The 15,406-nt window shown below is 42.5% G+C and carries 15 protein-coding genes (1 of these 15 only partly in view); all 15 read right to left on the reverse strand.

Annotated elements, in window-relative coordinates:
- Positions 1 to 929, reverse strand: the 5' portion of a protein-coding gene (locus tag AM500_RS14975) for a 2-oxoacid:acceptor oxidoreductase subunit alpha (RefSeq protein WP_053599936.1). The gene continues 805 nt to the left of window position 1, outside the view; the window shows 929 of its 1,734 coding nt (coding positions 1-929); the start codon lies at positions 927 to 929; its stop codon lies beyond the left edge, outside the window.
- A 295-nt stretch (positions 930 to 1,224) separates the two neighbouring features.
- The gene (locus tag AM500_RS14980) at positions 1,225 to 2,145 is read right to left on the reverse strand and encodes a dipeptidase (protein WP_053599937.1); all 921 of its coding nucleotides are present in this window, start codon (positions 2,143 to 2,145) and stop codon (positions 1,225 to 1,227) included.
- A 111-nt stretch (positions 2,146 to 2,256) separates the two neighbouring features.
- Complete coding sequence (gene spoVS, locus AM500_RS14985) at positions 2,257 to 2,517, reverse strand: stage V sporulation protein SpoVS (RefSeq protein WP_043934344.1); 261 nt, start codon at positions 2,515 to 2,517, stop codon at positions 2,257 to 2,259.
- A 133-nt stretch (positions 2,518 to 2,650) separates the two neighbouring features.
- Positions 2,651 to 3,448, reverse strand: coding sequence for a TIGR00282 family metallophosphoesterase (locus AM500_RS14990; protein WP_053599938.1), 798 nt, complete (start codon positions 3,446 to 3,448; stop codon positions 2,651 to 2,653).
- Positions 3,449 to 3,553: 105 nt separating this feature from the next.
- Positions 3,554 to 5,113 (reverse strand): ribonuclease Y, encoded by a 1,560-nt coding sequence (rny, locus tag AM500_RS14995; RefSeq protein WP_053599939.1) that lies wholly within the window; start codon positions 5,111 to 5,113, stop codon positions 3,554 to 3,556.
- 284 nt (positions 5,114 to 5,397) lie between these two features.
- Positions 5,398 to 6,444: a recombinase RecA gene (gene recA / locus AM500_RS15000; RefSeq protein ID WP_053599940.1), complete on the reverse strand. Its 1,047-nt coding sequence runs from the start codon at positions 6,442 to 6,444 to the stop codon at positions 5,398 to 5,400.
- A gap of 260 nt (positions 6,445 to 6,704) precedes the next feature.
- Positions 6,705 to 7,958 (reverse strand): competence/damage-inducible protein A, encoded by a 1,254-nt coding sequence (locus AM500_RS15005; RefSeq protein WP_053599941.1) that lies wholly within the window; start codon positions 7,956 to 7,958, stop codon positions 6,705 to 6,707.
- Positions 7,959 to 7,983: 25 nt separating this feature from the next.
- Positions 7,984 to 8,562 (reverse strand): CDP-diacylglycerol--glycerol-3-phosphate 3-phosphatidyltransferase, encoded by a 579-nt coding sequence (pgsA, locus tag AM500_RS15010; RefSeq protein ID WP_053599942.1) that lies wholly within the window; start codon positions 8,560 to 8,562, stop codon positions 7,984 to 7,986.
- 62 nt (positions 8,563 to 8,624) lie between these two features.
- A complete protein-coding gene (locus tag AM500_RS15015; RefSeq protein WP_331457335.1) occupies positions 8,625 to 9,512 on the reverse strand; it encodes a helix-turn-helix domain-containing protein in 888 nt (295 codons plus the stop codon).
- 12 nt (positions 9,513 to 9,524) lie between these two features.
- Positions 9,525 to 10,316, reverse strand: coding sequence for a DUF3388 domain-containing protein (locus AM500_RS15020; RefSeq protein ID WP_043933289.1), 792 nt, complete (start codon positions 10,314 to 10,316; stop codon positions 9,525 to 9,527).
- 163 nt (positions 10,317 to 10,479) lie between these two features.
- The gene (locus AM500_RS15025) at positions 10,480 to 10,737 is read right to left on the reverse strand and encodes a DUF3243 domain-containing protein (RefSeq protein ID WP_053599944.1); all 258 of its coding nucleotides are present in this window, start codon (positions 10,735 to 10,737) and stop codon (positions 10,480 to 10,482) included.
- Positions 10,738 to 10,842: 105 nt separating this feature from the next.
- Positions 10,843 to 11,565: an elongation factor P 5-aminopentanone reductase gene (gene ymfI, locus AM500_RS15030; protein WP_053599945.1), complete on the reverse strand. Its 723-nt coding sequence runs from the start codon at positions 11,563 to 11,565 to the stop codon at positions 10,843 to 10,845.
- Positions 11,566 to 11,715: 150 nt separating this feature from the next.
- Positions 11,716 to 12,999: an EF-P 5-aminopentanol modification-associated protein YfmH gene (gene yfmH, locus AM500_RS15035; protein ID WP_053599946.1), complete on the reverse strand. Its 1,284-nt coding sequence runs from the start codon at positions 12,997 to 12,999 to the stop codon at positions 11,716 to 11,718.
- Position 13,000: 1 nt separating this feature from the next.
- Positions 13,001 to 14,278, reverse strand: coding sequence for an EF-P 5-aminopentanol modification-associated protein YfmF (gene yfmF, locus AM500_RS15040; protein WP_053599947.1), 1,278 nt, complete (start codon positions 14,276 to 14,278; stop codon positions 13,001 to 13,003).
- A 174-nt stretch (positions 14,279 to 14,452) separates the two neighbouring features.
- Positions 14,453 to 15,406: an ABC transporter permease gene (locus tag AM500_RS15045; protein WP_053599948.1), complete on the reverse strand. Its 954-nt coding sequence runs from the start codon at positions 15,404 to 15,406 to the stop codon at positions 14,453 to 14,455.

Genomic DNA, 15,406 nt, shown 5'->3' on the forward strand with positions numbered 1-15,406 from the left:
TTAGTGGGAAGGCCTGTGGAAGGTCCCCCACGCTGGGTGTCAACAATAACTATTGGAGTTTCTGTAATCCCGGCAAGCCCGATTGCTTCCATCTTTAATGATAGGCCAGGGCCAGCGGAAGCAGTAATTGCCCGGACACCTGCATAGTTGGCTCCAATTGCCATCGTGGCAGCTGCTATTTCATCTTCCGTCTGGATGACGGTGCCGCCCAAAGCAGGCAGTTTCTTGATTAGGTATTCCATAATCTCAGAGGCAGGTGTAATAGGATAGGCTGCCATAAAGCGGCATCCTCCGGCTACAGCACCTAATGCGATTGCATCGTTGCCGATCATGAACATTCTCTTTTTGCCATCTGCTTTTTCAAGCTGCATTGTACGAATTCCTTCAAGCTGTTCAGTAATGAAATCATGGCCAGCCTGAATCGCTTGCATGTTCTTCGCTACTACCTGATCGCCTTTACGGCCAAAAATCTCACGAACTACTTCTTCAAAGACTGTAATGTCCAGATCAAGGACTGCAGTTGTTGCACCTATTGCAACCATGTTCTTCATTAGAGAGGTGCCAAGTTCAGTAGCGATTTCAGTAAACGGAACCGAGTACATGACTGCCTGTGTATCCTCAGGCTTCACAGGTTTAAACTTTGCATCAGCAATGATTACGCCATTGCTATGTAACTCTTTGTAGTTTAAGTCGATTGTTTCCTGATCAAAAGCTACCAATATATCAAGATCATCGGAGATGGATCTGATTTGGGTAGTACTTACTCTGATTTTGTTGTTTGTATGGCCGCCTTTAATCCTTGATGAAAAGTGACGGTAGCCATACAAGTAGTAACCAAGCCTGTTTAATGCGATTGAAAAAATCTCTCCCGTACTTTCAATACCTTCCCCTTGCTGTCCTCCAACTTTCCAGGAAAGTTGATTAATCATCCTTTACACCCCTTTGGATATGTAAAAAAATAATAGTTCATATCTTACAACTGAAGTGTAGCACTTTTTCAGATAATTCACTAGAAATCCGCTTGAAATTAAGCGTTTGCATTTCCATTCAAAAAAATCTGGCAGGTACTAAACGGTTTTAATTCTAGACCTATGTGACAAAAATTGCAACACTTTGAGGCATAATATTGTCTAAAATTTGAATATTTTTTAAAAGTGAGATTTATAGACCAATATTTTTGCCTATTTTTAAAGAGTTATCTGCAGATGCATTGATTTTATAAGGTTATTTCGGCAGCCTCGTTTCCATGTTTTTATATAAAAATTTCCAAACTTGTATTTCAGAATAGTGTTTTTGTAGTTCATTAATTAAATTTTCGTATTCAAATGCTGTGGAAAGCCCTTCTACGGTCTTATCAATCCCATCAAAATCCGAGCCAAACCCAATATGGTCTTCCCCTCCAAGAGAACAAATGTGATCAAGGTGGCGAAGTACATCGGTAATCGTTGCCTTACCTGCTTTACTAAGAAAATAAGGAACAAACGTAAGCCCCATTACTGTATCTTCTCTAATGATCGCTCTAATTTGGTCATCTTTTAGATTCCGTGGATGAGGGCATTTTGTAAATGCGTTTGAATGAGATGCCATTGGAAAATCTGCAAGCTCCATAACATCCCAAAATCCTCTCTCAGATAGATGTGATACATCGCACCATGTGTTGGTTTGATTCAAGAGCCCGACAACTTCACGCCCGAACGGAGTAAGTCCTCTACCACGGGATTCCATGGCTCCATCAGCAACGGCATTGGCCCAGTTCCATGTTAGCCCTACTGAAGAAACCCCCATATCCAGTAATATCTTTAATTTATTGAGATCCTTTCCAATTGAATCGCAGCCTTCAAGCGAGAGCATTGCCCCCATCTGATTTTCCTTTAAAGAATTTAGGGCCGCTAGGTCTTTTACATGAACAACCATCGAATTATCAATAACTTTCTCGTGAAATATCCGAGCCATGTCCTTTGCTGCCTCAAACGCCTTTTCTCCTCTTAGTTCCGGCGGTACAAAAATAGCGAAAACCTGAAGCTTAATACCCGCCTCTTTCATTCCATCTAAATTGGCCTGAAGCTTTTCAGAATCCTTAAATTGAATTGAAGGATCCTCATACATTTTTAAAAGCACATCACAATGGGCATCAAATACTGCCATCCGTTCCGCCTCCTCTAATTGTCATTGAGTTTCCTCATAAAAAAACCTGCTTGAGTGGTACAAGCAGGCTTGGCTTTAGTTTACCGGTCTGACATACAGTTAATTTAATTATTACCTTGGCTCTACAATCAATTTTATGGCAGTCCGTTCTTCACCGTCAATCAGTATATCGGTAAATGCAGGGATGCAAATCAAATCGACACCGCTAGGTGCTACAAATCCTCGTGCGATCGCTACTGCTTTTACCGCCTGGTTTAATGCGCCTGCACCAATTGCCTGGATTTCCGCCATTCCTCTTTCGCGCAGAACCCCGGCAAGCGCACCAGCTACAGAATTAGGATTAGATTTTGCTGAAACTTTTAATATTTCCATTCCTAGCTCCTCCTCGTATAATCCCGATCCCGCATGAGCAGCTCATGGACAGTTCAGGTATATATCTTTCCATTGTTACTATATTCACGGCAATTGGGACATATTCCCGCAAGGAGGATTTTTGTCATCTTTCTTAGCTATAGAGTGGATGATCGGGATTTATCAGGATGCGATTAATCTTCTTTGCTTTTCCAGATTTTCGGTCAAGCTCCATTAAAACAGCCGACAGCTGCACCGGGCCTTCTTTCGGCACTTCGAAGCGGGCTGGCATAGAATTTAAGAAACGCTTAATGACTACATTTTTCTCCATACCGAGGATTCCGTCGTAGGGACCCGTCATGCCTACATCTGTTATATAAGCAGTCCCACCTGGCAGGATACGGTTATCCGCTGTCTGAACATGGGTATGTGTCCCAACAACAGCAGACACCCTTCCAGCAAGATACCATCCCATTGCGAGCTTTTCGCTCGTGGCCTCAGCGTGGAAATCCACGAAAATAAATGGAGTCCTTGTGCTCGCCTCTTTAATTAGCTCGTCAGCTTTTCTGAATGGGCAATCTAATGCCGGCAAAAATGTTCTGCCTTGCAGATTAATAACCGCAATTTCCAAGTCATTTAATTTTACATAAACAATCCCTTTACCAGGTGTTCCCTCTGGGAAGTTTGCAGGGCGGGCCATATATTTGGCCTTTTCAATAAAGTCTAAAATATCCCGGTTATCCCAGGTGTGATTCCCAAGTGTTACGGCTTGTGCTCCCCATTCAAGAAAACTTTTATATATGGCTTCGGTAATTCCTTTTCCCCCGGCTGCATTTTCACCGTTGATGATTGTCAAATGCGGTCTATATTTTTCTTTTAACTTAGGTAAATATTCTTTCACCATATCCCGGCCGGGAGAGCCGACAACATCGCCAATAAATAATATGTCCATTTTCCTACCCCAATTCAGTTAGTCTTTACGCCCCATTGTATCACACTAGTTCCATTGTTAAATGTAAAAAAGGACAGCCCCCAATATGGGTGCTGTCCTTCGTTGTTATTTAGCGTATTCAACTGCCCGGGTTTCACGGATAACCGTAACTTTGATATGGCCCGGATAATCGAGTTCTTCTTCAATCCGTTTCCGGATATCCCTCGCAAGCCTGTGGGCTGCAAGGTCATCTATTGATTCAGGTTTAACCATAATTCGAACTTCACGGCCGGCCTGAATGGCAAAGGACTTTTCAACACCATCATAGGACTCGGATATTTCTTCGAGTTTTTCCAGGCGGCGAATGTAGTTTTCAAGTGTTTCGCTCCTTGCACCCGGCCTTGCAGCGGACAATGCATCCGCGGCAGCGACAAGTACTGCGATAATTGAAGTTGGTTCCTTGTCACCATGGTGGGAAGCAATACTGTTAATAACAACTGGATGCTCTTTGTACTTTGTAGCAAGCTCAACGCCAATTTCAACATGGCTGCCTTCGACTTCATGGTCAATCGCTTTGCCGATATCATGCAGCAAGCCTGCACGGCGGGCCAGTGTCTCATCCTCCCCGAGTTCGGCTGCCAACAGCCCTGATAGCTGTGCAACTTCCATCGAGTGCTTAAGGACATTTTGGCCGTAGCTTGTACGGAATTTCAATCGACCAAGAATCTTGATTAGATCCGGATGCAATCCGTGTACCCCAACTTCAAAGGTTGTTTGCTCTCCGATTTCCCGGATATGCTCATCAACCTCGCGGCGTGCCTTATCCACCATTTCTTCAATTCGTGCCGGATGGATTCTTCCATCCTGAACGAGCTTTTCAAGTGCCAGGCGGGCAGTTTCGCGCCTAATCGGGTCAAATCCGGACAGGATGACTGCTTCCGGTGTATCATCGATGATTAAATCGATACCAGTCAGCGTTTCGAGGGTTCGAATATTCCTACCCTCACGGCCAATTATGCGGCCCTTCATCTCATCGTTAGGCAGGTTAACAACTGAAACAGTCGTTTCTGCCACATGGTCTGCAGCGCAACGCTGGATTGCAAGAGAGAGGACTTCTTTTGCCCTCTTGTCCGCTTCTTCCTTCGCGCGGTTTTCGGTTTCTTTGATCATTAAAGCCATATCATGCGCAAGTTCCTTTTCGGCATGATCCAGAATGATCGCTTTCGCTTCTTCCCGAGTCAGTCCCGAGATCCTTTCGAGCTCGGTTTGCTGGGCCCGTACCATCTCGTCCACTTTGCTTTCCATCTGTTCAATATGCTGTTGTCTTTGGTTAAGAGAATCATCCTTTTTCTCCAAAAGGGATTCGCGCTTGTTTAGCGTATCATCCTTCCGGTCCAAATTTTCTTCTCTTTGCAGTAACCGGTTTTCTTGTTTTTGCAGTTCATTTCTTCGTTCCCGAACCTCACGTTCAGCTTCAGTCCGAAGCTTGTGAATTTCATCCTTTGCTTCCAAAAGCGCTTCCTTCTTGGAGGCATCAGCATCACGTCTAGCATCTTCAAGGATTTGTTCAGCTGCGCTTTTAGCACCAGCTATTTGCTTTTCTGCAAAGGACTTACGAATAAAATAGCCAACAACCGCACCGACGAATAGGCCAAGCAAAATGGAGATGAATGTAATGGGTTCCATTGTTACACCTCCTCTTGCTATGAACTTTTGTTACATTTTCAAGTGTCGGCATGTACATTGTGTTCAACATACAGCAAGCACCAAGGCTTTTAACATGTAAAATTACCAAAAATGTAAAATATACAATTTTAATTGTATAGCTGACAATATTTATTGTCAAGGGTAAGTCCATACTCCAGCCCTATCATAAACCAAAATATGGTATAAGAAAAATAAAGGGGATGTTAACGTTCAGTTTCAATCCAAAAAAGCAAAGCCGTAACGGCTTTGCTTCGTTGATATGATTAATCAATCAATTCAAATTGTTCTGGCTCGTCCTCTTCTTCTTCCTTCACGACCTTAACACCATCGAGGCCATAATGGTCACGGATTTTCTGTTTGACCTGTTCGCGAATTTCAGGATTCTCCCTAAGGAAAGCCTTGGCATTTTCCCGTCCCTGGCCAATGCGTTCCTCATTATAGGAGTACCAGGAACCGCTTTTCTGGACAATATCAAGCTCAGAGCCAATATCAACAATTTCGCCTTCCCTTGAAATACCTTCACCGTACATAATGTCGACTTCGGCCGTACGGAATGGCGGAGCTACCTTGTTTTTAACAACCTTAATCTTCGTTTTGTTTCCAATCATTTCAGTGCCCTGCTTCAAGGTTTCAGCACGGCGCACTTCAAGACGGACAGTCGAATAGAACTTTAACGCCCGGCCTCCAGGTGTAGTTTCCGGATTACCAAACATAACCCCTATCTTTTCACGAATCTGGTTAATAAAGATGGCAATGGTCTTGGACTTATTGATTGCACCAGAAAGCTTTCGAAGTGCCTGGGACATAAGGCGTGCTTGCAATCCCATATGGGATTCACCCATTTCACCTTCAATTTCAGCTTTTGGTACAAGTGCCGCTACGGAGTCTACTACAAGGATGTCGACCGCTCCGCTTCGAACAAGCGCTTCGGCAATTTCAAGTGCCTGCTCCCCTGTATCAGGCTGGGAAAGCAGCAACTCATCTATGTTGACGCCTAGTTTTTGTGCATAAGCAGGGTCAAGGGCATGCTCGGCATCAATGAACGCAGCCGTTCCTCCCTTTGCCTGGACTTCAGCGATTGCATGGAGCGCAACAGTTGTTTTACCTGAACTTTCAGGTCCATAAATTTCAATAATACGCCCGCGTGGATATCCTCCAACTCCAAGCGCAATATCAAGGGTAAGGGATCCACTTGAAACAATGGAAACATGTGTGTCTGTCTTTTCCCCAAGTTTCATTATAGAACCTTTTCCAAACTGCTTTTCAATTTGCTTTAACGCCATTTCAAGGGCTGCCTGACGATCACTCACTGTGTTTCCTCCTTAAGGTCATATATATAAAAGCATAAGCGATTGCATTCAATCTAGCAAATTACTTCTATTATTACTATACTATTTTCCAGTCCATTTGTCCACTAAAAACACGAACATCTATTCGTTTTTTTTCTTCCCAAGTTAGTCTTAAAAAATTGATTTTGCTGTCTGAAATAATCATTTTCACAACTCAACTCACACTGAAAATGCAATCTTTCATTATTAACAGAAATTATTTATGTAAAAAACGAAGGAGCCTAATTGGCCTCCTTCGTTTCCTTTAACCGTTTTAACAAGAAATAACACCCATATTTTACTGTCCGTATACGGTTTGCTTCACGGCTTCCACCAAGATTCAGCTTTTCTACTGTAGTTGGCTCTCCTTTAATACTTATACCAATATACACCGTGCCGACCGGCTTTCCCTCCAACTCGTCCGGACCGGCAACACCAGTAAAGCTAATACCTATATCCGCATTGACGAGGCTTGCAACATTTTCAGCGAGCTCACGAGCGCATTGTGCACTTACAACCCCATCGTTCTCTATAGTTTCTTTATTAACATGAAGAACTTTAGCCTTAACTTCATTCGTATAACAGACAACACCGCCCTTAAGGCTGCTTCCGGCACCAGGGATGCTTGTGAATTGTTCTTGGAACATCCCGCCCGTTAAGCTCTCTGCACTTGAGATCGTCTGACCTGTTATTTTTAGATGTTTGGCTACTTCATTCATTAGTGATGTATCATCGTATCCGTAAAAATACATACCCACACGATCAAGGATTTCCTTTTCCACCTCATCAAGCAGTTGAATGGCTGTTTCCAGGATTGAGTGCTTTGCGGTTATCCTTAAGGTTACCTCTCCATCAGATGCAAGCGGAGCTATTGTAGGATTGCTTTGGCTGTCAATTAAATCCTCAATTTCGTGCTCTAAAAGAGCTTCGCCTATACCAAAGAATCGAAGTACCCTCGAAATGATTTGTTCATTTTCTTCTATTCTGGACATAAGGGCTGGCGTTCCATAGGATAGGAACATAGGCTCCAATTCCCTAGGCGGTCCAGGAAGGAACATGTAGAGCTTTCCGTCTTTTTCAGCAAGCATTCCAGGTGCCATGCCATGGTCGTTTTGCAGGACTTGGGCCCCCTCTAGTACAAGTGCTTGCTTTTTATTGTTTTCAGTCATTTCCCTGCCAGTCCGCTTAAAGAAAAGTTCAATTCCTTCCATCGCTTTCTGATCCATGACAAGGCCGACCCCTAAATGGGCGGCTGCCGTTTCTTTAGTCAAATCGTCCTTTGTAGGTCCAAGCCCGCCCGTCACAATGATTAAGTCCGAACGAGTTTCAGCTATACTAAGGACGCTTTTGAATCGTTCAGCGTTATCGCCAACAACAGTATGATAAAACACGTTAATTCCGTTCAGGGCAAGCTGCCCCGACAGAAATTTCGCATTTGTATTATTGATTTGGCCTAGCAGCAATTCAGAGCCTACCGCAATAATTTCAGCATTCAACAGTCCATCACACCTTCAATCGCATCTATTTGGAGTTTTTAAAGACATGCATGTTCTTGGAAAAGTAATCCCATCCTGACCATACTGTGAAAACAAGTGCAACCCATAAAGCTATATCATCAAATGGGAAACCTATCATTTCAAAAATAATATTATGGAGAAGCAAAGCTGAGATTGCAACAATCTGCGCCCACGTTTTGATCTTGCCTAGCATATTGGCCGCCACAACCTCACCGCCTTCTACAAGGAGGAGGCGCAGTCCGGTTACAGCAAATTCCCTGCTGATGATGATAACAACAATCCAGGATGGTGCTAGCTGAAGTTCTACGAGGACAATCAAAGCCGCAGAAACTAGCAACTTATCCGCAAGCGGATCGAGGAATTTCCCCATGTTTGTAACAAGGTTATACTTCCTTGCATAATATCCATCCACCCAGTCAGTGGAAGCGGCGATAATGAATAGCAGGGCTCCAACCAGATGTGCGACTGGAAGTTTTGTACCGAGCAGATTTAGCTCGCCCCAATTAAATGGGACTAGCATTATAATCAGAAAAAGCGGAATAAGACAAATTCTTGAGATCGTAATTTTATTAGGGACATTCATTTTCTTTCCTCCAGGATGTTCAAAGTCTAGGGCGCGAAAAAATAGCCATCATCTAGGGATGACTATTGTTCCGTCTTGATATAGCGAATCGTAATATTTTGTGTAATTTCTTTTGATTCGTATTCAAGCTTTTGCCCATTTACATAAATTTCTGTATCAGAGGTTTTTCCGACACGCATAACTGCTTCCGACTCGTTCGTCAAGTCGACTGTGTGGTCAGCTTTTTCCTTACCCTCTACCAACATCCCTCTGAAGAAAGATTTTCCACTGCCATTTTTTATTTCCACCCAAGTTTCACCTTTGGAAACTACTTTAAGTTCAAATTTATCGGCATTTTTCAAGTCATAGGTAGTCGATCCGCCAGCACTCTCAGCAACAACGAGCTCCTGGGCGGGGGTTTCTGGTTCTGCTGGTTCTTCGGTTTCCTCATCTTCCTTGGTGTCTTCCTTGTCACCTGCAGTATTATCTTCATTTTTCTTATCTTCGTTTTCGACAATGCTGGCTGGGGGTTGTTTATTTTCTGGCTTTGGAGCGGTATTATCGCCAACAAAGTTTTGGGCAATGACATAAACCCCAGCCATTAGCCCAATGATGAATACCCAAATAAGAATTTTTGGAAGTAAATCAAAAACCCGGGAGTTTCCTTCAGCCAAGCCCTTTCTGGATTTTACCCTTGACAGCTGCTCAGGCAGGTCTTTTCTGACAGGGGATGGAATCTCTCCCTCGTACGTATCAAAGACCTCGTCAGGATCAAGCCCAACAGCCTCTGCATATTGCTTTATAAATGCACGGACATAAAAATCTCCTGGCATACTCGAATAATTTCCTTCCTCGATGCCAGCCAAATATCTTTTTTGTATTTTCGTCGCAGCTTGAAGGTCATCAAGGCTTAGCCCCTTAGCCAGTCTTGCTTCCTTCAGCCGGTTACCCAACTCTGTCAATTCAAACACCTTCCAACTTTATTAAAAATCAAAGTCCCCAAAATTAGACGCCGGGAACCCATCCTTTAGGTCAACAACATCATAGGTTATTTCCTCTTCAGCATCATTGCGGAGTTCAATAATATAATCAAAATCATCCATTGTATATTCGGAATTCCTTATAAAAATATCCGGATGTTCAATAACCTTAACTGCAGGCAGGCGCATTATTTCTCTTACCAGCTGCCAATGCCTTTCATTTGCCCGTTTTGTAGACACGATGCCATCGATAATAAAAAGGTTGTTAGAGTTATATTCATCCTCAATCAGCTGGCTCCTGATTGTCTGCTTTAAGAGCGTAGATGAAACAAACAGCCATCTTTTGTTTGCGCAAACGCTTGCTGCAACAATCGATTCGGTTTTCCCTACCCTGGGCATTCCTCTAATGCCAATTAGCTTATGGCCTTCTTGTTTATACAGTTCAGCCATAAAATCAACTAATAACCCTAACTCGTCCCTGACAAACCGAAACGTTTTTTTATCATCGGCATCCCGCTGGATATAGCGCCCATGCCTGACTGCAAGCCGGTCCCGTAATTTAGGTTCTCTCACTTTTATTAGTCTTATTGTATCCATTGTATGTAATATCGACTCAAGCCTTTGGATTTGGTCATCACTTTCGGCAAGAATTAAAAGGCCTCGCCTTCCCTGATCGACACCATTTATCGTAACTATATTTATGGACAGCATACCAAGAAGGGAAGATATATCGCCGAGAAGGCCAGGGCGGTTTTTAGTAATTTCGTACTCAACGTACCATTCTTTCTTTGTCATATGTACCTCCTGCCCGAACTTCTGACAAATTTCATCATAATTATCTATACCTATATTAAATGATTTTTGATTAAAGAGAAAGGAAAAACCATTTATATTATTATTATTCACATAGATGCAGAATTCCTATAAAAAATAAAAAAAGAGAGGATGCTCCTCTCTTTTACCGGGTTCCGTTATTTTGAACAAGCTTTACCATCATATTCGCAATGGCTTGCTGCTCATCTTTATCGGCTACAGACCATAAATCGGCAAGAATCCTCTCCTGCTCATTTTTTGGTTCAACCTGGTTAGCAAGATAATCACCAATCTGATAGGCAAGGTCAGAAACAACATCTTTGCTGACGCCTTCATCCTGTGCTTGGTGGAGCCTGTCAGCAAGGAAGTCTTCCCATTGTTTCCAGTTATCTAATACAGACATCAGTATCCCTCCTTTTTGTTAAGACACAGTTAGTTTGCCGGGAGGGGTCGCTCGCTATTCATGTTTTTTATATTAACGAATTAAATAATCCTCTTTTGGCGTTTCCTATGTATACCATCCCCCATTGATCGGAAGTACCTGCCCAGTAATATAAGATGCACTGTCTGAAATAAGAAAGGCAATTCCCTTTGCTATATCTTCTGGCTGCGCTAATCTTCCCATTGGGATGTCTCCAGCTATAGCATCCAACTCTTCGGGGCTGAAACTCCCGAGCATACTGGTATTCACTGCCCCCGGTGCTATCGCATTCACCCTTATCCCGCTTAATGCGAGCTCTTTTCCAAGTGCCTTCACAAAAGATAATTGAGCCCCTTTTGCGGCTGAGTATGCACTCTCACATGCTGCACCTGTTTGCCCCCATATTGAAGAGACCATGATGATTGAGCCTGATTTTTTCATAAGCAATTTAGGCAGCAGTGAGCGTGTTAAAAGAATTGGATTCATAACATGAATATTAAATACATACTCCAGTTCTTGATCGGACAGGTCTTGCAAGAGCCCATAGATACTATTTCCGCTGCAATGGATAATGGTATCTAGGTTAAGGACAGAGGAAAGCAGCGGCTTGTACCCGCCTGCACTAGAAAAATCCGCAAAGATTGGCACATAATCTCCGCCATATTGTCCTAGCTCCTCAATCAACTCTTTTACAACTGTTTCATTTGAATTGTAATGGAGATATAAGTTATATCCATTTCCCGCAAGCTCCCTAGCAACAGCCGTTCCAATTCCCCCGCTTGCACCCGTGATTAATGCGAATCTCTTCATACTTCCTCACCCTTTTGAGACATTACTTTTGTTAAGATACTTCAAAACTCATATGCGGGATTCTTTACGTATAACGAAGGCTATTCGATATTATAAGAAACCTCTTAATGAAGGGAAAAAGCGCCTTAATGGCGCCTTCCACGATACTATTTATTTTGACAATGGCACTACCTGGCATACTGTAAAGCGTTCTTCTGAAAAAAGATCCCTTGAAACCTTTTGAATGTCATCAAGAGTAATTTTTTCAAGTACCGGTACTACCGCGAACAAATCCATTTCGTTAAAAGCGTACCGGGTAAACTGATTCGCAATAAATTCCGGAGAGTTGATCGCCCTTAGGAAAGAGCCAATTTTTTTTCGTTTTGCCCTTTCAAGCTGATCGGCAGAAATTTCACCTGTATTTTCAAGTACACCTCTCAAGGCATTCGCCAGTTCATCAGGCCTTGCAGTATCCCCGCCAACCATCGCAAAGCCAAACCCGTGTTCCTGGGTGTAATCGAAGGAAAACGTTTCGTCGATAAGGCCCTCGTCATAAAGGCGGGTATAATTTCCTGAGCTTTTTCCAAAGAGAATATCAAGGAGCAGGTTGATGGAAAGTTCCTGAATGAGCATTTCTTCACCGTTCGTACCAACGTTTTGTGCTTTTAGGCCGACAAGACATTTCGGAGTTTGGACATTCATTTCAAGCACTTTTTTTGGATTAGAAACACCAACTGCTTCTGGTTCAAACTTCCTTTCCACTTCATTTCTTGCTTCAAATTGTTTTTTCGTCTGGTTATCTTTTATCTGGCCCATTATTTTTTCCGGCTCGACAGGTCCGACGACGAAAAGAAGCATATTGGAAGGATGATAAAACATGTTATAGCACTCATAAAGCATATCCTTATCAATTTTAGCAATCGACTCGATTGTTCCGGCAATATCAATTTTGACAGGGTGATTATGATACATATTTTCAATCAATCCAAAATATAGGCGCCAGTCAGGATTATCATCATACATGGTAATCTCCTGGCCGATAATCCCTTTTTCCTTCTCAACAGTTTTTTCTGAAAAGTATGGTTCTTGAACGAAATCCATTAACGTTTCCAGATTCTCTTCAACTCTTGAAGTACTTGAGAACAAATAAGCTGTTCTCGTAAAGGAAGTGAAGGCGTTTGCCGAAGCCCCTTGCCTGCTGAACTGCTGAAAAACATCGCCATCTTCCTTTTCAAAAAGTTTGTGTTCAAGGAAGTGGGCAATCCCGTCAGGAACTTTTACATATTCACTCTTACCAGGTGGTTTGAATGTATTGTCAATAGAACCGTACTTTGTTGTAAAAGTAGCATATGTTTTGTTAAAACCTTGTTTTGGCAGGATGTAGACATCAAGGCCATTTGGAAGCTTTTCGTAATAGAGTTCTTCCTTTAATTGACTGAATTCAATTTTCTCCAAGTTAGGACTCCTCCTTTCCAGTCAGGAAGTATATTGTATCAAGGTCAATTTTCTGGGCAATCGAGACAATTTCTTCCCGGGTTGTCTCATTCATTCCGGCAATCCATTCGTCAAGTGTTAGATTGACACCTGCGACAACATTGTGATAGAGGATTTCAACGATCCCTCGATTTGTATCAATAGTTTCCAGAAGCTGATTGACGATGACAGCCTTAGTTTGTTCGAGTTCAGCATCAGTGAAATTGCCTTTTTTCATTTCATCCATCTGCTCTTTAATAATCCCGACAGCTTGATCAAAGTTTTTAAGGTCAATACCTGACATGACCATCATAAGCCCTTTATGGCTTTCAAGCCGGCTCGCCGCGTAGTAGGCAAGGCTTGCTTTTTCACGCACATTGATAAACAGCTTCGAGTGTGAGAAGCCTCCGTAAATTCCGTTGAAAACCTGGAGGGCATAATAGTCCTTATCGCCATAAAATGTATTTGTCCTGTAGCCTATGTTTAGTTTACCCTGCTTAACATCCTGAACTTCCTTGATGACCTGCTCAGCTTCCTTTTGGGCATATGATTTATCATTAAGTTTCTTAGGATTTCTAGGCTGAAATGTGAAGAGTTCACCGGCCAGTGACTGTACTTCCTCATCATCAACATCGCCTACTACATATAGATCCAACTCATCTTCTTCAAGCGCCCGCTGGTACTGGGTATACAAGCTTTGTGTCGTAATCCTGTCGACATCCTCCAACTTTCCATTGACATTTACAGCATAGGCTTCGCCCTTGCACATTTCCTCAATTAACCTAAGGCTGGAATAGCGCATCTTATCGTCAAATGCAGATTGAATCCTTTGTTTATGGGTGCGCTTTTCTTTATCGACGGTGGAAGCATTGAACCCATTTTCATCAACAAGTGGATTAAGGAGGATTTCTTTAAGGAATTCAAACCCCTTCCTCAAAAGTGGTGATGAATCGGCAAGGAACTTTTCGTTTGCAATTTCAATAAAAAAAGAGATGATATGATAATTTCCTTTTTTCGCTAAATCAACATAAAAAACGGCTCCATACAGCTCATCGAGATAAGACCTTAACTTTAACGTTGTCGGAAAACGTTCGGAAGAGCTTTGCAGAACATGTGGAACCAATGCGCGGGCTGTTGCATCCTCCGCACTTAACGGTGCTTTCATCTTAAATACAATTGCATTGGTTTTGTATTTGCCTGTTTTGGCGATATGCAGGTTATACCCCTTCATCGCGATCGTTGTTTCTGATAAGACAGCCATTAAAATCCTCCTTCACAAGGAATCAACACATATATCCTTTTACATATAGTATTTATTTTTTCCTGGTAATTATAATATATTCTATCTATAATTTGTCAGCCTAACAAATTTAATGAATTTATCCAGATATAAAAAAACCTTCTGCTTTATCGCAGAAGGTCTTTTATGTTATCATTACCTTTTTCCAGAGTCGAATGGTTCTCCGGCAGCTTTTGGAGCCTGGGACGATTTCGAGAATAGTACCAGTGCAATCAAAGTTACCACATAAGGGAAAATTTTCAACAGGATTGGCGGAATAACAGACAGTTCAGGAATTACCTGTGATACGTTGGCAATTGTACTTGCAAAACCGAAGAAAAATGCGGCAGCTAGTACACCAAATGGGCGCCATTGTCCAAAAATAAGTGCTGCGAGAGCAAGGAAGCCCAGACCTGAAACGGTGCCGGTAAATTCTCCGGCATATGTCAAGGTAATTAATGCTCCGCCAAGTCCTCCGAATGCACCTGAAATTATAACACCGCTATAGCGGATTCGCCTTACATTTACACCAGCTGCTTCAGCTGCTTGTGGAAATTCCCCACAAGAGCGGAGGCGAAGGCCGAATTTTGTTTTAAACAAAACAAACCAGCTGATTACCAATACAACCAGAATGAACCAGGTTGTTGTATAGGTTTTTGTGAAAAACAAATCACCAATGATTGGAATGTCTTTTAAAAATGGTACATTGGATGGTGCGAAACTATTTGGAATCCGTATATTACCGCTTCCAGTAATATTTCTGGCCAAAAAGATTGTCAAGGCTGTCGCTATCAGGTTTATTGCTGTACCGCTAATGATTTGATTAGCGTTTAGGTTAATGCTTGCGAAAGCATGGAGCAATGAAACAAGCATGCCCACCGCGACAGCTGCAAATAATCCAATCCAAAGGACGAGCGAATTGTTGTTAATTGAATCACTCAGGAAATAAACAGTCAGGGCGCTTGCAAATGCACCAAAAACCATCAGACCTTCAAGTGCGATATTGACTACACCGCTTCGTTCACTGAAAAGGCCGCCCAAGGCTGTAATGAGAAGAGGCATTGTAAATACAATCGCATAAGGAAAAATCTGTTCAATGATTGTCCACAT

The organism is Bacillus sp. FJAT-18017 (assembly GCF_001278805.1).
Lineage (GTDB): Bacteria > Bacillota > Bacilli > Bacillales > Cytobacillaceae > Bacillus_D.